We start from the raw sequence: 23,176 nt of genomic DNA, 5'->3' as shown, positions 1-23,176 counted from the left end.
TTCCTGAATTTCATAGATGCTTGAGCAACACAAATCACTTCTTGTAATCAAGCATGCCACTATCAATAATGAGGCCCGTATGAAAAGCCAGAGCTTGGCAATATTTGTTTTTTTTACGTCAACGCTTTCATACTCCACAGCCGTTTACCCGTTCGGAAATGACCTAAAAGTCGTCATGGAGCAATGCGATAATGGAAAGAATTGTGTTGAATATGCTCGGTTCAAGTCGCGCCCCGTTTGCGAACAATTCGTCAATCTTCTGCAAATCCAAGCATCACAGGAATTCTTCCGCGACCTCAATCGCAATGGCTTTGCAACTGCATATAAAGCTCTTCGGATGTATCAATATCAATGCAAAGGAGATTGAACAGCATGAGAATCAGGAAACCTTACGATGGGAATTATTGTTGAGAACTATAGGGTGTGCAGATAACATAATTTGCATTCGCTTAAATAAAGTCTCAACTGAACAGTACAATGCACGAGGAAATTGCTTATTCACTTGCAATTTCATCACGAACATTCTCCAGCTTCTCTTGCCGCCAATCCCCCATTTGTTGTACTGAAGCCCAAGAGATTGCTGATATTCCAAACACATCGTTTCCGCCCGAAAGCGGGCCGACAAATTCACCTAAACTATTCCAGACTCCTCCCCCAGACATCCCAGCTCTTGAACTCAAGTACGCTAATAAGAAATTCCTTCTGCTTTGCTGCTGCCAAGGAAGAGGGCTGAAACGTAATCCAGCTAAGTCATCTCTTGAATATTCCCATATTACATATTCGACAGGACGATAGGAGGTAGCAAACTCAATTTCTTCAAATTCCTTGCCTTCGATGGGACCAAAAGCCACAATACCAATATCTCCAACTTTCGAAAGCCTGTAGTTATGGGCAACAAGATCGTTCGTCTCATCACGAATATAAACTGCATCTCGAATCTGGTGCTTGCTTACAATGACAACGGCAGCTCCATCATCAGACCACCATATAGTTCCGGAGCCATGAGTCCATCGACCATTGCTATCCTTTACCACAATTTTTACTGCGCGATGGGCTTCTAATTGGTAGCATTGATCTTCATCTCTTAAGCAAACCTTGTCAGGTGAAAGGATCTTCTCACGTGCGACAGTGTCGCTTTCAGAAGCAATGTCAGATTTCTTCCTAGATGCCTCAGTCTTCCATTCCTCGATATCTCTATAAAAATAGATGTAAGTTCCGACAAATAAAATGCATAGTCCAGTAGTAATAGATCCCAGAAGATCCTTCGGCTTCATATCGACACTCCAACTGAATCAGAGTTTTGTGCTGAATGATAGTCATGCATACATTCTACAATTAATGCAAAAATCGGGGCGTTCTTGAGTGCTCTGAATAAGCAGATTTTCCAAGCAGATAGAGACGAGTCTGCTCGAGATTGACGTCAACATTGCTAACGCCTGATGACAGAGATGTCACCTGGTTCTTACACAAAGTAATAATTGATCATGTGAACCATTGTTTTCGAAAACAGTGTTTTCTGGCAACATAAGCTAGCCGTCCTCACCTGAACCATAACTGAGGTCAGTCTTGAGACCATAGTTCCTATTGCAAAGAGCCATGGGACAATCGAATCGCTGAGTAAAACTCGGCGAAACGTAACGCAATTTGATCAAGTCCCAGCTTCCGTGAGGTGATCGGCGTCATTCCGGTTCGCGGTCCTCTTTTCAAGCGCACAAATCCCTTTTTTGAGCATTGTTGGGCGAACTACTTGGGTTGAGAGGCTATCAGTTAACGTCACGCATTCTCGATTGCCTTGCAAATAGTCTGAGAATAGATCATTACCGGTGCTGTGCGCGCAGGTTTGCTCGATGCGCCAGAGTTCGATGATTTCGCTTGCCCGGCAGGCATACCTCGCAAAACAATGGACCGGGACTGCGATGGAGTCGGTTGACTCGCTAAAGGAATCGAAATCCAACGAATGCGAAATCAATAATGGAATCCGGTCTCGACGCTCGATTGTAGAAGGTCAGGGGAGGAACTTTGATAAACATTTGAGAGAATTGCAGAGTGAAAAGATGATATTCATAGAGGAAAATTAGACCTTGAAGTAATAATTTACATACAGCGTGATGCCTGCTGTATCCATAACTAGCAGATAAAATGCTCTTGAGGAAACGATCTCGGTTTCCGATGTCAGCAATGAATTGGAAACAAGGAGCCCTCGATGGTGAAATTAATCAGAGACAGTATACACGGTGATATCGAGATTTCAGACAATGCCGCTAAGGTCATCAAAATGCCTCTCTTCCAGAGACTCAGAGGTATTAAGCAGACTGGACTTCTCTACTTGGTGTACCCTGGCATGCAGCACAGTAGATTCGAACATTCTTTGGGCGCATATTGCCTCGCCAAGAGGAATTTTGAAAATTTTCTCACAATCGATTGGGATCGATTTAGTGGCATCAAGGAGGATATCGGGGATATATCGCTCAAAATCGGCACCACAAGAAAAGCAATGGAGAAACTTTCAAAAGACGCTGACTACTGGCGCGACATCTTCGAAATTTCTGCACTCATTCATGATGTTGGCCATGGTCCTTTTTCCCATACATTTGAGGATGCAAAGCTCCTTAAAAAGGAGAATTTCGTTTTTGCAAAAGCAGAAGAAGAACTTACTCACCTTGACTTCACCATCATAAAATTTCTTAAAGAATCCAATTCCTTCAAACATGAAAACATATCGCTCCTGTATTTGAACGAAATAGCACGGGAATTAGGCTATTCCAAAGAGACTACTCAGGATATTGCGATGATGATTCATCCAAAGTACCGCAAGGAAATGCTCATAGATTATTTGACGAGCAACCATTTTGAAGAGAAGCGGGCCATTACTCTTCTGCTGTCGATATTTATCAGTGGCCCCTTCGATGTTGATAGAATGGACTACATGGTCAGGGATTCATTGATGGCAGGCGTAAACTATGGGAAGATTGAGCCATCCCGATTCCTGAGATCATTGGTTCCCGTTTTGACTTTACGTCACGGGGTATTTAATGTTGGAATCGTTTCTCAGATTAAAACACTGCACATTATTGATCACTTCTTTGTGAACCTTAACTCTCTGTACAAGATTCTTTACTATCATCCATCCGCACTACGAATATCGTATGAGTTCACGGAAGCATTGAAACTACAGCAGGATGAACTTGTTCAGAAGACGAATATATGGACGCACCGAACGCTCGATGAGTCTGAATTTCTGCAGAAGTTCCTTGATGCGCGGCTGAAAAAATTTGTAGATGAAATTTTCACGAGGCAGTGCAAGGCAGAAGATCCAAAAGTCGCGTTTGAATTATCTAGTTTGGCCTCAGCAGAAATGAGGCAAACAATAACACAAAAGTCCAAATATGTGACAATTCCCATTCCAGAAAGAGAAATAGTGAAGGACGTGAATGTCATCTACATTGCGGAAAAGTTCAAACTTGCGTCAATGGGAGAATTCAAGAATTGGAAAGATCTTTCCATTGTAGCGGGCGCAGAGAACTTCAAGAGCGACGTGATGTGGAGAAATGATCTATTCACCGAACGCTTGGCACAAATCAAGCAAGAATTGATGAAGAAAGCTTCTTGAAAAAGGAAGTCTCGCGATAGGCCCTGGATCAGCAAAGCGCTGATCCATCCAACGCTCTAAATGTCTAGGTACCAGTGAATTTGAAAGAAACCTTGCTGCGGAGCCATTGTGGCTTTTTGCTTCCCTGACCACATTGAGGATTTCGGAGCAGAGCAGCGTATCTGTCATTTGGTCCCATCTTCGGAAATCACTCTGTATGGCACTGATTCTATTAGACTGCATACTTGGTCTTGCCCCTAAATTGAGGGCGACACTTTTAGCATTTTCGTCAAGATCTTGCCAGCGAAAAGCTTCAGTTGGATTGACCGAAATTTAGATGTGCTGTTTACAGCTCAGTAAACGCCCAGAACCTTGATAGAACAGCTGTCGCCGAGTTATGGTCTGGATGTGTTAACTGTGGGGTTAAACGTGTCCTTTGCTCTGAACTACGTTACCGAATCAGCCTGGGCCATCACTGAGGCCGCGCTGGGAACAATGGTATCAATTGCCCAGAGTCACGGCGGTATCGAATCACTTGAGAAAAAAATCGGCGAGAGGCCAGGGAACCTGGTCAAGTCCAGCATTCGCGGAGGAGTGGGAATCATTCCGGTGCGCGGCCCGCTCTTCAAGCGCGCTGGACTCCTTGTTGACCATTGCGGGGCGAGCAGCTACGAGAACATCCTTCGGGATTTCCACGAAATGCTCGCTTCGCCCAAGGTCCAAAGCATAGTCCTCGATATCGACTCGCCAGGCGGTGAGGCATCGGGCTGCAGTGAGTTGGCCGATCATATCTTTGCCGCTCGCGGTCAGAAGTCGATAATCGCTTACATCGGTGGTACCGGTGCGAGCGCAGCCTACTGGATTGCCAGTGCCTGCGACAAAGTCTACGCATCCGATTCCGCAATCATAGGCAGCATCGGAGTCCAATCTGTCCTTAGATCTGACAAAACCGATGGCGAGCTGAAGTTCGTCTCAAGTCAATCCCCAAAGAAAAATCAGGATCCGGGCACAGAGGCGGGCGCCGCTGAAGTACAGCGGGTCATTGATGGGCTGGCGGAGGTCTTCGTACAGAAAATCGCCCGGAATAGAGGCGTAAGCCGCGCGGTGGTCATGGACCGATTTGGGCAGGGTGCAGTATTCGTCGGCGCGGAAGCTACCACGCGAGGCATGATCGATGGAAATTCGACGCTCGAAGGCGTCATTGAACAAACTGGAGAACATAAATTGACCCAGGAAATAACTGCAAGTTTCATTGCAGAAAAGCACCCAGCAGTGGCCGCGGAATTGATCGAGATCGGAGTGCAGCGCGGGCTTGCAGCCGCAAAGGCCAAGGTTGATCGTGAGGCCACGATTCGCCAGCTGGCAGAGGGGCAGGTATCTGACGAATTTTGTCAGAGCCTTATTGACAAAGAGAATTTGTCCGCGCAGGATGCCGCCGTCCAGATCCTGCTGGAAGCCAGACGAAGTGAAGCACCAAAGCATCGGCCGAAGGAGGATCCCAGGTTCACATTCGATCGCAAGCTCGTGGCTCTCGATATGCCGGCTGCTGATGCATCCGAAAAAGACAAGATTGATGCCCAGCAGGACGCCGCGATTGATCTTGCGAAGCGTTCCGGTCTGAAGTTCAAAGGAGCCTGATTGCCCTATTTCGATCCGTCCTTCAAAAAGGTTTCATCCTGGAAACCAGAATTTATTCATCAAGGCAATTGGCCTGTACGTCGAGACTCGGTGACGATTGAGAAAGGCCAGGTCCTAAACGCCGGTTCGATCCTCGGCAAGAAAACAGAATCACAGAAATGTGTGCTCAGCGCAGCAAAGGCTGCCGATGAGACAGCAATTGCAGACGGAAGCGAAAAGCCATACGCGATCCTGCAAGTTGATGTCGATGCGACCACCAAGGACATCGTTGCTCCAGTCTATCTGGCCGGTGCTTTTCTTGGGCTCGACCTAACAGTCGGCAACGGGCACACCCTGGAAGGCATCAAAGATGAACTCCGACTGCTATCGATATACATTGAAAAGGGAGAAGACTGAGCCTGTCATTGATCTACTCGACTTACTATCTCAACCGCCTGGTTGAAAAGCTTGTACCGAAATCCCGATATTTCCTGGACCGCTACTTTCCCACTGAGGTCCAAAGTGACAAAGAGGAAGTTTTCTTCGATGAAGCCGATGGCGAAAAAGCTGGCATCATGCCCTTTGTCCATCCGTTGGTCGAAGCACCGATGCTTCGAAGCCAGGGTTACAGGACCAAGTCCTTTAAACCCGCATACATGAAGGAAAAGGTCGATCTCAAACCCGATCGTGGTTTTCATCGGCTCGCTGGCGAAGCGTTTGGCGGCGAACTCACCCCAATGCAGCGTGCAGAGCAGGCCCTGCTCCATGACGTCAATCGCCTTTACGAGCGTCACAGAAACCGTCTGGAACTCATGGCGGCTGAAGTGGTCAAGTCTGGCAAACTCACAATCAAAGGAGAAGGTATCGATGCGCTGCTTGACTTCGGCCGCAACTCAAACCTCACCAAGGTACTCGGTGCGAAAGGCTGGGCTGATAACACTGCGATCCCCTCGATGACGAAGTGGCTGGAAGATCTTCAGCGGGAAGTCGCGGGCCTGAACAATAATCAATCGCGGCCGCGAACCTGTGTCCTTGGTTATGATGCATGGGACATTTTCCGCAACCGTCCTGATATCCAAAAAATGCTTCCGGAATACATCCGCGGCGCCGAGCTGTCGATACCGCAGACTCCGGGTGAGTCTTCTTTCGAGCAGCTCATCTACAAGGGCTATTATGGGAATGTCCATTTCTGGGTGCATGAAGGCAAATCGGACGACGGTCAATTCTATATCAAACCGAAGCAAGCTCTCTTCACCTGTGACGAAATCAGGGGCGTGAGGCATTTCGGGGCAATCCTTGATCTCAAGGCAGGCCTCAGAGCGCAGCCGATCTTTGCCAAGTCCTGGGAGATCGAAGACCCGAGCGTGCGATTCGTGATGTTGCAATCCGCACCCTTGCTTGTGACCTATGATCCGAATACGGCTTGTCTAGTCGACGTGGCTGCATGATTCCGGAGCTGGAATCAGCATTCAGTACACCTGAGACAGAATTCAAAGGGGTGTTCACTGAACTGGATGCTAACGCTCCTGCCAATGACCCGGGCCTTATCACACGAGCCGCTCGGGTCATGGTGGATGCCAGCGCTGCTGAGGGGGTTCACGCTGATTCAATCGTCACGCACCTCGGGACCGGAGCGCGATATGCGATCAAAACCCGAATACTATCTGGCGTCGGTATTGTGCAGCTCGATCTCGAGCGAATTGTGGATCGAAAAACATCGGAGCGTAATTTCTAGGTGCTTATCAAGGTTCGATCGGAGTTCGAGAAATCGCTGAAAAAAGCCATGCCGGAATTCAGGCGATTCAGCGCCAGAGTATCCAGGCTTTCGATGGAAGATCTGCCTTGCCTGAACGTCTACTTTCACCGTGACATGCTCCTTGAGCAGAAAAACCTCTACGACTTCCGCGAGGTCTTGTTTGTGGTCGAAGCCTGCACCGTCGCAGGCGATGATGCGGAAGCGGACCTGGTCGAGATATATGAGCGCATCCGCACCGCGATTGAGCAGAACGAAGGCTTTCAAAAGACCGTTGCCGAGTGCGTCTTGCACGATATCGACTTCGGCCACGAAATGATCGGAGAGAAGCGCTTAGCTGCTTTGGAATTGACCTTTCACGTTCGGTATCAGAAGCCGTCCTGGCAGCCAACAGGTCCAGGAAATCCCATCGAAGTCTATATCAACGGGGACAAGCAGGATGCTTGAAATCGCCGTCGCGGACATCATGCGCCGACTCGAAAACCTCCTGCGGCCGGGAACAATCGCGGAAGTGGACCACGCCAAAGCAAAGGTCAAGGTCCGCCTGAGCAGCGAGCATACCACCGGCTGGCTATCCTACTTCGCACGCCGGGCTGGCAATACCATCAGCTGGGATCCGCCGGAAATCGGTGAGCAGGTTCTGGTCCTTAGCCCTGGTGGTGAGCTGGCAAGTGGTTTTGCGCTCACTGGCATCTACTCGGGCTCCAGGCCCGCGCCCTCGAAATCCGGGGACCTGCACTTGGCCCGGTACTCGGATGGTCTCGAATGCAGCTATGACACAAAGTCAAACACCTTGGTTATTCAGCGGGAGAAGGATCTCAACATAAGGGTGAAGGCAACACGGATCGATTTTGACACGAAGAAGGCGAGCATTCGCAATGAGAAGGGCGAGCTCATCGCCCTCGTCTCGCAGGGGTTGAAGTCTGTCGCGCAGTCACAGACGGCGACGATGATGGGACCACAGAAACTGCTGCCAGCAGCCACTGAGCTGATTCCCATTACCCAGAACCTCGATTCGTTCACCGATGCGGCTGATGATCCCAGTCCCCCACCTTCCCCCGTAGGCGGCTGAATGGCTCTTAAAGGCACAGAAAAGGCGCTTGCCGACGCGATGCATGCTGCAGCAACCGGAGCAGCCGGAGATCCCAGGAAAGCCTGGGAGGCGGTAGCAAAGGCCATCAGTGACCATATAACGGCCTACGCCACCGTAACCGGCACGACACCCAATGGGGGACCTCTGGTTGAGGGGCGTGTCACATGATGGGAATGGATGAGCGCCTCGGGACGCTGATCCAGGGAGAAACATGGCTAAGGCAGGCCGTCCGCCGCGCTGTCCGAACGCCGAAGGGATCCAGGCCGATGGTTCGCTGGTTTGGAACTTCCTATCTCGCTCAACTCGATCGAGCGATCACGGAGGCCTCGGTCCTGGAACTGACAGGGGACCTGGCCGACTCAATCGAACGGACAATTCCAGGCACCACCCTGCGAACTGTAGTCAATCAAAGAAACGGTGAAGAGCTGGAAATCGCCTTCACAGTTGGAACACAAAACATACGAATAGGAGTTTGATGGCAGATCTGCCAACGATCGTAACACCAATCTCGTTTGACGAAACCTTTCAGAAAAAACTGCAAAGTTTCACCGAGAACTACCAGAAGGAAGTCCCTGAATTCAAAACCCCAACGCCCGCAGACCCTCTCTATCACATCCTCGTCGAGATTGCCCTCAGCGAGCTGATCGGGTCCGAGCGGATTTCACAGGCCGGGTACGCGCAGCTGCTGAAGTATTCCAAGGATCTTGAAATCCTCTTCAAATCGAAGCTCAGACCTGGCGAGACATACGAGGAATTTGTCGAGCGAATGGTCAACAGCCTATCCCTTGTTTCCACTGCTGGAACAGTTGCACAGTACAAAGCACTGACCTTCCTGTTCGGGCGGGTGAGGTATGAGGAAGGGAAGGAAAGCAAACTCGCTCGAGTCAGAGGAGCTTATGTCGAGTCTGCAGGTGAAGGTCAACTCCTGATCCATATCCTGACAAATACGGATCGCAAGGATCTGAACGACAAGGTCCTGGAGGCTCTCACAGAAACTTTCTACAGCGAAATGGTCAGGCCAGTTCTCGACAGAGTGACATTTCAGATGGCCAATTCCATCCCTGTTTCAATTCAGGGGACGATTTACCTGAAGCCAGGGTACACGAATGACTACAAGGCGACGGTTGAAGATACACTTAGAAAACGATGGAATGAAGAGCTAGCACTGGGATGGCAACCAACCACAAGCTGGATCGTGAAGGAACTTCATCAGCTTGGGGTCAAGTCGGTGATCCTGACCAACCCGGTGACCGATACCATTGTTCCAAATAAGCAATATGCTTCCATCAAAATGCTGGAGCTGAACTATGTTGAGGCCACGAGTGATCGAAGCCGCGATTCGTAATGTCTTCCCGGAATTCGATGTGAAACCAGTGTTGAATGTGAGGTTGAGGACGGATCCAGAAATTCAGGAAGCCATACTTTGGGAGTACGGCCTGATCGAACTTTTGCCTTATGCAGTCAAGCCAGAGACGCTGAGGACCGAAGCTCTTGAATTCATCCGAACCCGTGGGACTCTGCACTCGATCCGCATGGCGCTCCGATGGGTAGGCTTCCCTAAAATCGAGTTCAGCAGGCTGTCCTGGTATGAGTATGAGGTCGATCCAGGCGAGATCCCAACAGACCTGCAAATTGATGCCATCAAGGCCGCCCTGGCAGTTTCCGTCCAGGCGCGTGGGCAACTAAGGAGAATCTATCACGAGGATTTTGAGGTGAAGTACGGCTGACTCTTATGTTCATGGAATTGTAATTCAGGAAAGCACGGGCGAGATCCGCGCAGTCACATCCCCCAGCCAGTCGATTGTTGGCATCGTCGGCACTGCCGATGGCATAACAACCCTTACGGATGAAGTGCCAAAAGCATTCTTTAAGAAAAAGGAAGCCCTCGATGCATTGAAGCCACCTGAGGGCAAAGAGCCAGGCTCGCTGTATTTTGCTGTGCTTGGTGTCCATGACCAGGCTGAAGACGTCATTGTCCTCGTCAAAGCAAAATCCACCAGCAATAGCGACATGGAAAGCGCTGTGAAAGCTCTGCTGGATGCAGAAAGTATCACTGGGTACAAACCCAAAGTCTTCATTGCTACCAAGCTGGAAGACGATAGAGCAGCGCCGACCAATCCGACGGACCCGGTGAACCCAACGGACCCGGTGAACCCAACGGACCCGGTGAACCCGCTGAATCGGGCAAGCAACTCGCACGCCCATAGAGTACGAACAACAGCTTCAAGGAATCGAGGTGACGAATAGCCGAAACAACGGCCGCAAGTACGACAACTGACCCCGCAGCAACCCCAGCTGCAGATATTCCAAGAGACACGACGGCCAACTCCCTTTTCACAGCGATGGCAACCGTTGCGAAAAAGCTGGGTGCCATCGGGATCTTCGATGTCCCGGGCAAAAGTGAAGATGCCCTGGCTTTTCAGACCATGAACAACAGCGACAGAATCTATCTTGTCTGGCCGAGAGTAAAGGTCTCATATGATGACAAGATCAAACCAGTCCCGGCGAGCCCTTACGCTGCCGGGGTGCTGGCAAAGATTAACTTCTGGGAAAGTCCATCAAACCAGCCGATCAACGGAATCCTGGGAACTGAATATGCAGTATCATTTTCGCTGGATGACGCTACATCTCTTGGCCAACTCCTGAACTCGAAGCATGTTGCTACGGTTGTCAGGCAGGACGGCTTTCGCTTGTGGGGAGCACGGGGTGCAGGTGACTTCACCAACCTCAAAACCCATCAGATTCAAAAGGTCAGAATTGCCGACGCAATCCGCGAAGCGATCCTTTCGAGTCATCGATGGGCAGTAGCCAAGGGCATCACCGCCAACTACCTGAAGGCTGTGCAGAACAGCGTTAAGACATATCTCGACGATCTCAAGAGTAAAGGGGCAATTGCGGGCGGAGACTGTGTTCCTGACGGCGAGCAGAACACAACCGCCAACCTCTTCCAGGGAAAAGTTTACTGGAGGTATTCGTTCACGCCGACTCCAGTCGCCGAAACTTTGTACTTCATCGAAGAAATCACTGATTCCTATCTCACTAAAATTGGAGCCTAATCTATAAATTCAATTCGACTGATTCTGATTGCAATTCCTCTCTCCTTCGCCGCTGCCGTCGCTGCACAACAGCAAGAACCAATCTTTTCGGAAGACACAAACCCGAAGTTTGATTCCATCTACTACCTCGACAACATCAGCAATACCACCCGAGATGCAGACCTCGTTCTGCGGGTAAACCGCAACGCCCCGTTCAACTGTACGAAAGCGACTTGCCCGGCTTCCGTGATCATCAACAATAAGACCGGAGCAGTAAACATAACAGCGCCGACCAAAGTCGGCTCCCTTTATGTTGGCAGCCGTCAAGTCATTGATGCCTCAGGGACGTGGCGCGGAGATCCAACAGGCCTCAAGGGAGAGAATGGCAAGGATGGAAAGGACGGGTTCGACGGCAAAGACGGTCGCGATGGTAAGGACGGCGTTAATGGAGTCGATGGTCGCGATGGAACCAACGGCAAAGATGGAGTGAGCTGTAGGATTGAGGGAACGGACCTTGTCTGCGGGGACACAAGGAAGCCTCTCGCCGATCTGAAGGGAGCCGATGGCAAAAACGGCATCGATGGCAAGAACGGCGAAAGTTGCAAGATAGTCGGATCCGACATTTTCTGTGGCGATACCACGCTCCCGCTCTCCGACCTGAAGGGTATTGATGGCAGAAACGGTGTCGACGGGAAGAATGGAGAGCCCTGCACGATTGTTGGAACGGACATCGTCTGCGGTGATACGAAGAAGCCCTTCGCCGAACTCAAGGGAACCGATGGCAGGAATGGAACAGACGGCAGGAACGGAGTCGATGGCAAAAATGGGGAATCGTGCAAAATTATCGGCACCGACATTGTCTGCGGGGACACCAAACAGCCCCTTGCCGATCTTAAAGGTTCGGATGGAAAGAATGGAGACAGCTGCAGGATTTTCGACACCGACATCGTCTGCGGAACAACCAGATATCCGCTTTCATTGCTCAAGGGTGATAAAGGCGACGGCTGCCAAATCATCGGAAAAGAGATTGTGTGTGGATCCACGAGATACGCGCTCGATAAACTCAAAGGGGAAAAAGGTGATAAAGGAAGTTTTTCATCCTGTCAGTCTCGCCAATATCAGCAGCCCATAAATCTAACATCCAGCACAATTTCCGCTGAATGCCAAGCTGGCGAGATAATGGTGAGCGGTGGATGTTACTTAAGTGATAACGGTGAAGATATCTACTTACAGACATCAATTACATTCCCAGAGGAAAACTTTCACCAATGTATATGGAAGGTGAAAGGATCAACAAGCCCAAGCACCACGATTATGGCAGCGGCTGTGTGTTGCAAAACATGACGTCTGCGCCCTGTCTATTGCTCTGTTATTATCAACTTCTAAAGGGATCTGATTGCGTTTTCCAAAGTTCCTGCACAATTTCAATGTTACCTTCGGCATTTCTGATTTCAGTGGCATCTGTGAAGAGGTAACACTACCAAAGTTAAAATACAAAACTGAAGAATGGCGAGGGGCAGGTATGTCCGCTCCTCTCGAAATCGAAGTCGGTCTCGAAAAGCTCGAATGCACTTTCAAGTTTGGGGAACAGACGCTTGAAGGCTACCTCAGCGCCGGCATCAACTTCTCGGGGATCATGACAGCCAATATCACCGGATTTATGAAGGGCCAGGACGGCTCTTCGGATGGCATGGATTGTATCCTTCGCGGTTGGGTGAAAACCGTAGATCCCGGAACATGGAAAGCTGGCGATATCAAATCGTCCACCCAGACTGTGGAAATGGCTGTTCAAAGCTGGCTGATGACTCGGGGTTTGGTCCCGCTTCTCACGATCGATATTGTCAACGGCGTCCAGTTAATTGGCCCAAGCGATCAGCATGCTTCCGCTCGTCAGCGATTGAATCTCGGCTGACCTGAGCCCTCTCATTCCAAAAAGGAGAGTCCTAGACTGATATATAATCTCGTGTTTCCGATTGAACTCAATGGTCAGACATTCCGAACAATTCGCCTCTCTGACTATATGAAAACCCGTCATCAGCTTGCCTTTGCCGAAGTGGAAAAGCTGCGTAAAAGTGCGGCTTCCGATGAGGGCGCTGAACAAAATAATGAAGGCGAAGACGATGACGTCGATGAGGACCTTGAAGCGCGTGCTTCCGTAATCCTCATGGCTTCATTTTGCGAAGATCTGCCTCAAGAAGCGGTCCCGGAAATCTCGCTCGACGATCAGATCCCTATTGGTCGGCACATTGAAAAGGTGACAACCGAATATGCTCGGCGTCAAGGCAGACCTCAGCCCCCAAAAAAGGGGAAGCCCAGGCCGTCGATCCCGTCACGACGCTAAGGCGTGCGATCGCGGTCATGTATCGGCGTTATGGGTTTAGTGCGACTCAAACGCTGGACATGGCCATGACGGAATTCGACGCCTGGCTTGAAGCGCTTTGCGATGAAAGTACCGACCATGACCCTGGTGAAGCAATCACGGAGCGAATGAGCGGTCAGGAATTTTCACAATCCGGCAGTTGGGAGGCCATCCGGCCTGGGTAATAAACAAGTCAGTGTAATGATCAGCGCTGCTTTCGATAGCGCATTCAAAAGTACCTTTTCCTCCGCAGATCAAAAAATCAGATCCCTTGGTTCCACCCTGAAAGGTCTTAAGTCATCGGCGAATGACCTGAAGGGTCTGAAGCAGGCCAGGGAGGAGATCAATCGTCTCACTGGAGCCATTGGAACCAAGAGAGCCGAATACGACAAGGCTGCTGCTGCTACGCTGGCCGCGAAGGATGCGCTTCAGGCTCATCAGGACAAGGTGCTGGCTGCTAAGGAGGCCAACAATAGGGCCAGGGCATCCTGGAAGGAAATCAATCGGGAACTGAAGGAGGCCAAAGCCTCGCTGAAGGCCGCTGAGGGTCCAACCGATCACCTCGCCAAGCGGGTTGCATACCTCAAGCAGAAAACCGACGAGGCTAAAAAGGCTCAGGAGCAGACCAAGGCCGTACTGGTGTCAAATCAAGGTGCGCTTGCCGCCCACGCAAGGGAGGCAGGAAAAGACGGCAGAAGTGTTGAAAAGCTCGCTGTCATAGAAAGGCGCCACGAGTCCGCGCTCAAGGCAACTGAAACGCAACTTGAACGCACGGAACAGAGAGCAAGGAACTACACCGAGAGTCTAAACAAGGCTGGACATGGCACTGAGAACCTCGTCCGAACTGAACAAAGGCTTGAGCAGGCCATAGCCCGAAGGTCCCGTCAGATGGCTGCGGCTGAACGCCAGCAGATGATATCTGAGAAGGCCGGCTCTTTGCGTTCCGAAGCCAGAACCCACCTCACCGACGCTGTTGTAGCTGGGTATTCATTCATCAAGCCCATAAAGCTAGCCGCAGACTTTGAAGCTGCAATGATCAGGGTCAAAGCCATGGCTGGTGCCAATGCAGATGAGTATAGGCAGCTCACGGCAGAGGCTCGGCGGCTGGGCGCTGAAACCATATTCTCAGCGACGCAGGTCGCCTCGGCTCAAAATGAGCTGGCCACAGCCGGCTTTAAGACCAATGACATCCTCCGGATGATGCCCGACCTTCTCGGGCTCGCTGATGCGAGCATGAGTAGTCTGACAACCACCGCAGAGATATCGGCAGCCGTGCTTCGCGGATTCAATTTGGACGTCTCGGAAATGGGGCGGGTAGGGGATGTCCTCACGGCTGCTTTCACGTCATCTGCATCAAGTCTGGAGACCCTCGGGGAAACCATGAAATATGTTGCTCCTGTTGCCGCTGCGGTTGGAGCCAGCCTGGAGCAGGTTTCGGGCATGTCATCCATACTGAGCAATGTAGGCATAAAAGGCAGCCAGGCCGGTACTGGGCTGCGGACACTCTTCCTTCGACTTTCAGCGCCACCAGCAGCTGCGAGGAAGCTGCTCAAGGAAATGAATATCTCGACTGAAGACGCAGCCGGCAATATGCGCAATGTCATGGACATCATCCACGATATAAACCTTGCCCTCGAAGGCGCCGGTTCTTCCAAACGTGCGAAAGCCTGGAAGATTTTTGCAGGCGAAGAGCATGCAGCCACAGGTATTGCCCTTGGTCGAGCTGAGTATTCAGGGTCGCTACAGCGAGAGATCAAAAATTACGAGTTGGCACCCACATTCAACCTGGTTGGAAAGAGCCTCGTTAAGATGCCTGATAGCCAGCTGAAGGAAGTTGCCAAAGGTCTTGGGGTCAAATTCAACCGCGCCCTGTCCGAGACAGGCATGACTGGAGTCCTGGCCAAAGCATTCAGCAACGCCAAAGGCAAGGATTTTGAAACCAAACTTCAAACCGTTTATCAGTCGCTGAAGATTCAACCCAGCCTTGCCGATATAAAAAAAGAAGAACTTAATGTTACTGGTCGCAAGGCCGAAGCTGCGCTCAAAAAACTTCATATTAGCCCATTTGATTCCTATGCAGGCGGCGTGAAATCCAAGGAAGACCTCACAGCAGAAGTATCAGCCGCGATTTCGAAGCTGCCTAAGAATGAGCAGCTCAAATACGTCGAACTGTTCTTCTCGCGTACCCGCAATGAGGTTCGCGAGCTGGCCAAGGAGTTTCAAAAGGCAGGCCCGAACTCAGACAAACTGGTCCAGGCACTTGGCAAAGTCAACTCGGTGGACAAGACAAGGAAAGAGCTGAGCGGATCAGCGCGGAAAGCCTGGGAGGATTTCAAAGGGGATATCGAAGGCGCCGGCATTGCCATAGGAAATTCCGTTCTTCCGATGCTCAAGGACTTGGGTGCATGGCTCAAACCTATTGGCGAAGGCTTCGGCAAATGGCTGGAGACAAATCAGGAACTGGTCAAGAAAATCATGGTTGTTGTGGGCGGAGTGTTTGCCTTCAATGCAGCGATCGGGCTGGCAAAATACTCGCTTTCGGGTCTTCTCAGCATAGCGTCAGGAGTTATGAAAGTCTGGAACGCTGGCAGCTTTGTCAAAGGTCAGCTTCTCGATAAACAGTCCGGAACCCGTAAACTATACAGGATAGCACGCATAGGCGGAAAGAAGGGCTGGCGCGCAGGGAAAAAGGCTGGTGGCTTTCTCATGAAGCATGGCACCAGTGCCTGGGGTGTCCTCAAGAAAGCCGGACCTGCTATCCTCAGCTGGGGTCCCAGGATCGGCAATGTCTTCGCCGCCGTTCGTACCTCGATGATGGCGTTTGCTGCAGCAAACCCGGTCCTTCTGGGTGTTGTCGCTGCCGTGGCGCTTCTTGCAGCGGGCGCCTACTATGTTTACAAGCACTGGGACACAATCAAGCCGAAGCTGATTTCTCTCTGGTCAAGCACAAAAACTTATTTTTCAAAAATTTGGGAAAACGTGCGAATTGCCTTCAAGGCTGCCTGGGACTTTATTATGAAATACTTTGATTGGGTGCCGCTGGTTGCAATGATCAAGCACTGGTCACCAATCGTGGACTTTTTTAAGGGAATCTATGAGAAGGTGAAACCCTATATTGAGAAGCTGTTCCCGTTAGATGCCAAGGTAAACATCAAGGGAGAAACCGATAATCTTGATTCAAATAAAAGCAGCTCATGGTTATCCAATCCGATCGAATTTTCGACAGAAAAGTTCAAAGTTGATACGCCTCGACTTCCGGAAGCCACAAGAATGGCGGCGGCCAGTTCCACTCGCTCCTATTCGCAGCGGGCCGCTGTTACCGTAAACGCACAGATCAGTGTCGAGGGTGGGAATGCCGCTCCAAAGCAGGTTGCACAGAGCCTGGTTGGTGAGGTGCGCTCGGCCTTCTCAAACTTGCCATCATTTGACCTTTTTGATCCGGTGGTGGTGAGCTAATCGATATCATCCCGGTTTTCAAGGAACAGGTTTTTGCGCGATTAGGTTCGTTCACATTCAAGCTCAAGACTTTGAGTCCAGACAGGGTTGATCGCGAGACACCATTCCGATGGGCCGACCAGGAACCCATTGGGTTCCATCCGATTTCATCGTTTCTAGGGCCGGACAAGGAAAAGCTGACTCTGAGTGGGGTTCTATACCCTGAATTCTCTGGGAAGTTGGATCACCTGAAGCAACTTCGGGATCTGGGCGCCACGGGGCAACCGCAGCGCTTGGTTTATGCAGACACTCAGCTGGGGCAGAACATGGGATTTTGGAAAATCAAATCTATCAAAGAGAACCGCTCGATCTTTTGGGGCGACGGCGTCCCGAGAAGGATCGAGTTCACGATCGAGTTGGAATCTTATGCGCAGCGTGCAACTTAAGGATGGAGATGATTTGGATGAGATCTGCTGGCGGGAGTATGGGGAACTGCCCGGCGCCCTCGAGGCGGTTATCGCAGCCAATCGGGAAATTCTGTCGATGGTTCTGGTTGATGACAAGGGGAAAGCCACGCCTCTCGTCGACAACTTTGGACGGGTGAGCATGTTGACAAAGCCTGAGTTCATCGTTCTGCAGGACCTGCAGCGCCCGACAGAGATTACAAAATCCGAGAGAATTTTTGATTGAAACCAAATTTTCGGATCAAGACTGCAGGGAAGGATCTCACAGAAGCAATCAGAAATCGTCTGATCAGGCTATCGGTAAGGGACGCGAGCGGAATCAGGAGCGATGCCATGTGCCTTGAGCTTGTGGACGATCCACCGCTTGCTTGGCCTTCGGACGGTCAGGTCTTTGATGTCGCGATGGGGTATGAGGACGAGCTTGTCGACCTGGGATCATACGCGGTGAAGCACATTTCGTGTTCAAGGTCGCCGCCAATCTTGAAGATCGAATGCGCAGCCGTCGAGCAGAACGCGAGCCTAAAGAGCCAGAAGTCGCAGGGTTGGGATTCAGTATCCCTGGCTGACATCGCCTCAACGATTGCGAGGCGGAACGGCCTCAAGCCTGCAGTCGCGTCAGAATTTTCTGAGATTAGGATTGAGCATGAAGACCAGACGGAATCAGATATCGCCTTTCTTACCCGCCTTTGCCGACGCTATGATGCGGTCGTCAAAGTTTCGTCAGGACACCTGTCGCTTACAAGCACAAGCAGGGGGAAGAAGGCCAGCGGGGAATCATTCAGCCCGATCGTGTTGACAGATTTCGTCCGGTGGGAATACTCGGGCGATCAGACAAAAAAATATAGCGGCGTCCGCGCATATTGGTGGGACGAAGCAGCAGCTGAGAAGCAGTATGTTTTGGTTGGGAAACAGGGTGTTGTACTCGATCTCGATTTCAACAGGGGATCTGCGGACGCTGCTCGCCGTGCAGCCGAGACAAAGTTTCGCGAGGTTGTGCGAGAAGGAAGGACCTTTTCTTGGACTGTTCCTGGAAATCCTGAGATCGCGTCGGAACGCATTGTATTCGCAAAAGGTGCCCGCGAGGGGGTCGATGGGGAATGGACAGTAAAGAGTGTCGACCATGTGCTCGATCAGGGAGGCTTTCTGAGCATCGGGGCTTGTGAAGTAGATGGGAATAAAGAATCTATCGAATACCTATCAACTGAATCAGAAAGCGATTCAGATTGAAATCACTCAAAGTTGCAAAATTTGACAGGGGGAATGATTGAAAAGTCCTATTGCAAAGGCTGAATTAATCAATAAATCATATAGTCGGAAGGCGATGTCTTCCAAGCAGATGACAGAAGAACCCAAAGGACGTACGCTCTTTGACAATTTAGAACATGATCAACTACTGACTGCCGATGATTTGGCTGAAAGGCTGAGTATCTCGGTGAAGACAGTCAGAAAGTGGCGATATGAGCGAGTATTACCACCTGAAACGATGGTGAAGCTTCGCCATCAAGTCAGGTATCGATGGGGAATGGTTTTGCGGTGGCTCGAATCGAAAGGAATGTAGATGAGCATCCACAAGACTAAAGCCGGTACTTATCGAGTTCGTTGGCGTGAAAACGGAAAGATGCAGTCGCGAAATTTTCCTAGAAAAGTTGATGCAGACCTGTTTGAGGCAAAATTGACTGTTGGCATAAAGCCAACAGTAGCCGAAGCAGGATCCTATTGCACTGGGATAAAGTTTTCACAGTTTGTAGAAACGTGGTTGCATGACCATGCACAGGTTCATAAGACGCCTGCTGCTGTAATCAATGACCGTCAGGTACTGCGCGATTATTTGCTCCCGCGATGGGGCAAGATGGATTTGGCGGAAGTTACAAAGCATGACGTGGTTAAGCTGCAAGGCTCCCTGACAGCGGAGGGAAGGTTAAGTGCGAAGACCATAAATAATATCACTGGGCTGACTAAGAAAATTTTCAATGATGCAGTGAAGTGGGACATGTTAAAGACCAGCCCTGCTAGCGGCGTCGATTTAATACGCCTGCCAGAGCAAGATTTCGACTTTTGGACATTTGAAGAGCGAGATCGTTTTCTAAGCTGGACAAAGGATAATGATCACGATCTCTACGAGATAGTTGCATTCGCACTCAACACCGGATTGCGAAAAGGCGAACAGGAAGGCCTGCTGCGGAACGCAATTGACCTTGAAAGACGGCAAATCATCGTCAAAAGGAAAGTGTGCGAGAAAACCCACCAATTGCAAGAGTTCACAAAAGGCAAGAAGATCCGCCGTATTCCGATGAATCAGATTGTCTTTGACATTCTTAAGAAGCGGGCGGCGCTGCCAATGGATGCTCCTGTCTTGCCCTATGACTACCACCATATAGTCAAGCGAAAGATGGAAGCGCCTATGCGTGCAGCGCAGGTGTCGCGTATCACTTTCCATGATCTTCGGCACACTATTGCTTCTCATCTTGCAATGATGGGGGTAAGTGCGTTTGTCATTAAGGAGCTGCTGGGGCACGCCAATATAGATACAACGATGCGCTACATGCACTTGGCACCAGATCATTTGGATGGCGTCACTGATATTCTGTTGGGCGTGAAAGGTATCAGCAGCAAGAAATTTTTGACACCCTCAAAGAATGCAAATGAGCTGTTCGAGCAGCTTGAATTGAGGCATGCATAAAACGGGGTGTTCCCTTTTTGTTCCCTCGGGAATTTTTTACTGCAGATTATTAAGTGATTTTAGTTGGTTAGAGAGCGATCGCGGCAGGATTCGAACCTGCGACCACAGGATTAGCGTACACACTTCGACTTTCGTCGCCCCCGAAGGGTTCGTGGTCTGGACTATACCTTCACCGTATCCGAAGACTTAGGTGCACCCCGTCTAGTCTCTACACCTTCCTCGTTGCCAAGGCTTGGCTCGGGATTGCCAGGGACATGGGTCCGAAGGGTTCCCCGAATTTGAGGTGAGCAGCTCATCATCTTTCGATCATGAGAGTCCTATTTTGGGCCTGGGCCCGGCTATCAAATCCTGTGCTCTATCCAACTGAGCTACGCGACCGTTGGAGCCCGCATACTATCCATTGTCACCCCTTTGGTCAACACCTTCAGGGGTTTTCCCGCGTTGGTGCCATTATCGCATGGCGAGGCGGGTCCAGTAGCGCGCGGTGGCGGGGGGGGGGTGTGCCAGTTTGTGACCCAGGGTCCGGCTTTCCGTGCCGCCGATTTGTTGGATGGCATGGAGGATACGGAACTGGACGTAAAGGGGGTCCTTGCCCTTCTTGTTCTGCTGGACGGCATAGGCTGTGGCAAGGAGCCGCAGGGCCGGGGGGTGGCCGGTGCCGGCAAAGCGTGTGCCCATGGCACTGGCGGATTCGGCGCGAACGACGAGCGCGCGGTCGAAGAGAGCCCATTGCAGGATATGCGCGCAGAGCTGCGAGGAGCGGCGTGTGCAGACCTGAACCCAACCCGTTCGCCATTCCCAGCTCAGTGTCTCAAAGGTCAGGCCGTGGCCCCTGAGGCCCTTCCATAGAGTGTTATGTTCGGCCTCGCTCATTTTCATGAAAATTTGCCAGTCCTTTTTCTCAGGACTCCGGGTCCAATTCCAGCTGGAAGGCGTTGCGGCATACCCCATCCAGGATCCCGAAATGAGGAGCAGAATTAAGCCCATTTGGTAAAACTTGGCAAAACCGCCTCGCACCATGTTTCCACTCCATCTTAATGATATATGGTAAGTCTCCAACATTCCGACCACTTTTTCTGTAACTTTAAGCTTGGTCTAAAGCGCTTTGGCTAAAATGCCGATCCCCTTTCATGGCCCTACCGTTATTCCCTGGGGGGTTTTCAGGGTGCCCAAAGCCGGGCACCGCCCGTGTTTGAGGAGTCGCTATGAGCGAACAGGTTTGGTATCTCTACCAAAATGGACAGCAGGTGGGACCTTTTGAAACTCAACAGGTTTCACAGTTGTTCCTGAATAACATGATCGCCAAAGATGGCTACATTTTCAAGGTGGGTTGGAAGGATTGGCGACCCATTGAAGAAGGATATGAAGCCCTCGGGATTCCCAATCCCAACGGTTCTGCGCCGCTGACGCAGGAAGAGTACAAGAAGCAGGTCGAGAAACGCCTTGAGGGCGCTCCACGAGCGACGATCAATGGTCGCGTGGTGGTGCATAACAACGGTCAGCTGACGATTGGTCAGGGCGTGAATATCTCGGTCGGTGGCATTTTTGTGGAAACAGGTGACCAGATCTTCACGATCGGGGAATCGTTGAAACTGTCCGTGCGCTGTGATGGTCTTCCCAAGGCGTTTAACGCGGAAGCTTCCGTCATTCGCTTCAATACGGACACTCGTTTTCCTGTGGGCTACGGACTCAAATTTACCAAAATTGAGCCGGTGGCGCAGACCAGCATCCAGCAGTTGGTGGACGACGCCAACAGACGTGGGGATCGCGGTCGTTTTGTGAAGTGATGCAGTCTATTTAGAGGCGCTGCAAACGTCGAGAGAGAGGGAGAGGTATGTCGGAAGTTGTCCAGGAAAATTCCAGCAGTTGGAAAACGGTGGAATCTTTGGAGGAAGCCAAACACCTGGTGGATCTGGGAGCCCTTCTGGTCTGGAAGGACTTTAAACAATTGCGCAAAGTACTGGATGACAACCAGTTAAAAGAACTTGTGCGCTACTGTGCAGGTCGTTTGTCAGAGCGGGTGGAAAGCCGTCTGCCGGAAGAGATTCTCATTGAAAGCCTGCTCGTCATGTTCGCGAACTGCCAGAACGAGGATATCCTGGTGGCGTTCCTTCAGGAAGTGCTCGAGCAACCCAACCGCCTCGAAGCCTGTACGACTCTGGTCGAACTGGCGATCACCGCGGAAGTCTCTGATGCGGAGCATTCCGAGGAAATCTTCGCGATCGCGGTGGCCTTGATCTGTGAACTCGGCAACATGGTTCGCCAGTTCCAGCAGGAAAACCCCAGTGATATGGGTGTGCCGGCGATCCGACTTCTGGATCGAATCTCGACCTATCTTCTGTCGGTTAGCAATAGCAACGACAACTGCATTCGGCTGAGCCTGCTCCATTACTTCGGTACCATGGAGAAGGGCAAGGTCAACAAGGTCGGATTCAACCGGATCATGGGCCGCTTCGGTCACACGGTTCTGGAACATCTCTTCACGCTGCTCTTCAATAAGAAGACGGAAGCGGTGGCTCTGCAGTTTCTGCTGGAAAATATCCCGCACATTCTGGAAGCCGATGATCATGCCCAGACCATCCTGCAGGAGACCTGGAAGCATTATCTTCTGAAAAAGCCCGAGCGCTTTGCACTCTTCATCCAGGCGCTGACCCAATATCTTCTGGCCATGTCGGATGAAGAAGCCCGAATCTGCCGCAAGACCTATCTGCAGCATCTGGCTCTTTTGCTGAAGAAGGTGGCGGAAGTCGATCACCGTGAACTCGGTCGTGAGATCCTCGGTGCGATGGCCAGCTTCTCACGCGAGCCCTTCTTCAAGGAACTCGTGCCGATGATCGTCCGCGATTCGTCGATCCGTGATTCCTTCCGGTCCCTGGTGGCGAAGATGGCCAATACCTCGGACGTGGAATCGGTGCTGGAAGAGGCGGATTCGTTCCGTTCCTCGAAACGCGGTCGGAAGCCGAGTTTTGCCAAGACCGATAAGACTCGGGTGATCTATCAGGTGAAATTTCTGGGGACGCAGCAGACCGCAAAGGCGTCGTAAGCCGTCCGCTGAGTCCACAGCAGACCACCCAGGCCTCATGAGCCGTCCGCTGTGAACTCAAGTCGACGGCAAATCAAAAAGCCGCTCCGGTTCCATCCGTGAGCGGCT

At 51.0% G+C, this 23,176-nt stretch carries 27 protein-coding genes; 25 read left to right on the top strand and 2 right to left on the bottom strand.

Annotated features, from left to right (window positions below):
* The first annotated feature begins 16 nt into the window (after positions 1-16).
* Entirely contained in the window at positions 17-367 is a 351-nt protein-coding gene (locus tag OLTU_RS27340) for a hypothetical protein (protein ID WP_218110306.1), read from the top strand.
* Positions 368-494: 127 nt separating this feature from the next.
* On the opposite strand, the gene OLTU_RS27335 is transcribed toward OLTU_RS27340, so the two are convergent.
* A complete protein-coding gene (locus OLTU_RS27335) occupies positions 495-1,274 on the bottom strand; it encodes a S1 family serine peptidase (protein WP_141735897.1) in 780 nt (259 codons plus the stop codon).
* 929 nt (positions 1,275-2,203) lie between these two features.
* Between OLTU_RS27335 and OLTU_RS27330 the strand changes: the two genes are divergently transcribed.
* The 22 genes from OLTU_RS27330 to OLTU_RS27230 all read left to right on the top strand — a co-directional run bounded on the left by OLTU_RS27330 (position 2,204) and on the right by OLTU_RS27230 (position 20,025).
* Positions 2,204-3,610 (top strand): HD domain-containing protein, encoded by a 1,407-nt coding sequence (locus OLTU_RS27330; protein ID WP_141735896.1) that lies wholly within the window; start codon positions 2,204-2,206, stop codon positions 3,608-3,610.
* A gap of 408 nt (positions 3,611-4,018) precedes the next feature.
* Complete coding sequence (locus tag OLTU_RS27325; RefSeq protein WP_141735895.1) at positions 4,019-5,227, top strand: S49 family peptidase; 1,209 nt, start codon at positions 4,019-4,021, stop codon at positions 5,225-5,227.
* Positions 5,228-5,623: a head decoration protein gene (locus OLTU_RS27320; RefSeq protein ID WP_218110305.1), complete on the top strand. Its 396-nt coding sequence runs from the start codon at positions 5,228-5,230 to the stop codon at positions 5,621-5,623.
* An 8-nt stretch (positions 5,624-5,631) separates the two neighbouring features.
* Positions 5,632-6,654: a major capsid protein gene (locus tag OLTU_RS27315; protein ID WP_176737013.1), complete on the top strand. Its 1,023-nt coding sequence runs from the start codon at positions 5,632-5,634 to the stop codon at positions 6,652-6,654.
* Positions 6,630-6,941, top strand: coding sequence for a hypothetical protein (locus OLTU_RS32500; RefSeq protein ID WP_218110304.1), 312 nt, complete (start codon positions 6,630-6,632; stop codon positions 6,939-6,941). The genes OLTU_RS27315 and OLTU_RS32500 overlap by 25 nt, the downstream gene beginning before the upstream one ends.
* Positions 6,942-7,034: 93 nt before the next feature.
* Positions 7,035-7,406, top strand: a complete 372-nt coding sequence (locus OLTU_RS27310; protein ID WP_218110303.1) for a hypothetical protein — start codon at positions 7,035-7,037, stop codon at positions 7,404-7,406.
* Positions 7,399-8,031 (top strand): phage baseplate assembly protein V, encoded by a 633-nt coding sequence (locus OLTU_RS27305; RefSeq protein WP_141735892.1) that lies wholly within the window; start codon positions 7,399-7,401, stop codon positions 8,029-8,031. Before OLTU_RS27310 ends, OLTU_RS27305 begins: the two co-directional genes overlap by 8 nt.
* Entirely contained in the window at positions 8,032-8,220 is a 189-nt protein-coding gene (locus OLTU_RS27300; RefSeq protein WP_141735891.1) for a hypothetical protein, read from the top strand. It abuts the gene before it with no gap.
* Complete coding sequence (locus OLTU_RS27295; RefSeq protein ID WP_141735890.1) at positions 8,217-8,528, top strand: hypothetical protein; 312 nt, start codon at positions 8,217-8,219, stop codon at positions 8,526-8,528. The genes OLTU_RS27300 and OLTU_RS27295 overlap by 4 nt, the downstream gene beginning before the upstream one ends.
* Complete coding sequence (locus tag OLTU_RS27290; RefSeq protein WP_218110302.1) at positions 8,528-9,397, top strand: baseplate J/gp47 family protein; 870 nt, start codon at positions 8,528-8,530, stop codon at positions 9,395-9,397. The genes OLTU_RS27295 and OLTU_RS27290 overlap by 1 nt, the downstream gene beginning before the upstream one ends.
* Positions 9,375-9,779: a phage tail protein gene (locus OLTU_RS27285; RefSeq protein WP_176737012.1), complete on the top strand. Its 405-nt coding sequence runs from the start codon at positions 9,375-9,377 to the stop codon at positions 9,777-9,779. The genes OLTU_RS27290 and OLTU_RS27285 overlap by 23 nt, the downstream gene beginning before the upstream one ends.
* Before the next feature lie 124 nt (positions 9,780-9,903).
* A complete protein-coding gene (locus OLTU_RS27280) occupies positions 9,904-10,299 on the top strand; it encodes a hypothetical protein (RefSeq protein WP_141735887.1) in 396 nt (131 codons plus the stop codon).
* Positions 10,296-11,108 (top strand): phage tail sheath family protein, encoded by an 813-nt coding sequence (locus OLTU_RS27275; protein WP_369696394.1) that lies wholly within the window; start codon positions 10,296-10,298, stop codon positions 11,106-11,108. Before OLTU_RS27280 ends, OLTU_RS27275 begins: the two co-directional genes overlap by 4 nt.
* Positions 11,109-11,333: 225 nt before the next feature.
* On the top strand, positions 11,334-12,431 hold the full coding sequence (locus OLTU_RS27270) for a collagen-like domain-containing protein (RefSeq protein ID WP_218110301.1): 1,098 nt from the start codon (positions 11,334-11,336) through the stop codon (positions 12,429-12,431).
* 52 nt (positions 12,432-12,483) lie between these two features.
* Entirely contained in the window at positions 12,484-12,999 is a 516-nt protein-coding gene (locus OLTU_RS27265; RefSeq protein WP_141735884.1) for a phage major tail tube protein, read from the top strand.
* A gap of 108 nt (positions 13,000-13,107) precedes the next feature.
* Positions 13,108-13,428, top strand: a complete 321-nt coding sequence (locus OLTU_RS27260) for a hypothetical protein (protein ID WP_218110300.1) — start codon at positions 13,108-13,110, stop codon at positions 13,426-13,428.
* A 219-nt stretch (positions 13,429-13,647) separates the two neighbouring features.
* Positions 13,648-16,902, top strand: a complete 3,255-nt coding sequence (locus OLTU_RS27255) for a phage tail tape measure protein (protein WP_141735882.1) — start codon at positions 13,648-13,650, stop codon at positions 16,900-16,902.
* Between the two features lie 71 nt (positions 16,903-16,973).
* Positions 16,974-17,327 carry a phage tail protein gene (locus OLTU_RS33310; RefSeq protein WP_176737011.1) on the top strand — a complete coding sequence of 118 codons (354 nt, stop codon included), beginning with the start codon at positions 16,974-16,976 and terminating at the stop codon, positions 17,325-17,327.
* Positions 17,308-17,571, top strand: coding sequence for a tail protein X (locus OLTU_RS27245; protein ID WP_141735881.1), 264 nt, complete (start codon positions 17,308-17,310; stop codon positions 17,569-17,571). Before OLTU_RS33310 ends, OLTU_RS27245 begins: the two co-directional genes overlap by 20 nt.
* A 107-nt stretch (positions 17,572-17,678) precedes the next feature.
* Entirely contained in the window at positions 17,679-18,572 is an 894-nt protein-coding gene (locus OLTU_RS27240) for a phage late control D family protein (protein WP_141735880.1), read from the top strand.
* A gap of 94 nt (positions 18,573-18,666) precedes the next feature.
* On the top strand, positions 18,667-18,903 hold the full coding sequence (locus OLTU_RS33305; protein ID WP_369696393.1) for a helix-turn-helix domain-containing protein: 237 nt from the start codon (positions 18,667-18,669) through the stop codon (positions 18,901-18,903).
* Entirely contained in the window at positions 18,904-20,025 is a 1,122-nt protein-coding gene (locus OLTU_RS27230) for a tyrosine-type recombinase/integrase (RefSeq protein ID WP_141735878.1), read from the top strand.
* Between the two features lie 450 nt (positions 20,026-20,475).
* Here the strand turns inward: OLTU_RS27230 and OLTU_RS27225 are convergent, their stop codons facing one another.
* Positions 20,476-21,045, bottom strand: a complete 570-nt coding sequence (locus OLTU_RS27225) for a hypothetical protein (RefSeq protein ID WP_141735877.1) — start codon at positions 21,043-21,045, stop codon at positions 20,476-20,478.
* A gap of 185 nt (positions 21,046-21,230) precedes the next feature.
* Here OLTU_RS27225 and OLTU_RS27220 point away from each other — a divergent pair, with 185 nt between their 5' ends.
* Positions 21,231-21,812 (top strand): PilZ domain-containing protein, encoded by a 582-nt coding sequence (locus OLTU_RS27220; protein ID WP_141735876.1) that lies wholly within the window; start codon positions 21,231-21,233, stop codon positions 21,810-21,812.
* A gap of 47 nt (positions 21,813-21,859) precedes the next feature.
* Positions 21,860-23,068 (top strand): hypothetical protein, encoded by a 1,209-nt coding sequence (locus tag OLTU_RS27215; RefSeq protein ID WP_141735875.1) that lies wholly within the window; start codon positions 21,860-21,862, stop codon positions 23,066-23,068.
* The last annotated feature ends 108 nt before the right edge of the window (positions 23,069-23,176 follow it).

Origin of the sequence: Oligoflexus tunisiensis (assembly GCF_001748245.1) — a bacterium.
Taxonomy (GTDB): Bacteria; Bdellovibrionota_B; Oligoflexia; order Oligoflexales; family Oligoflexaceae; genus Oligoflexus; species Oligoflexus tunisiensis.
This window is presented reverse-complemented; position numbering and strand designations above follow the sequence as displayed.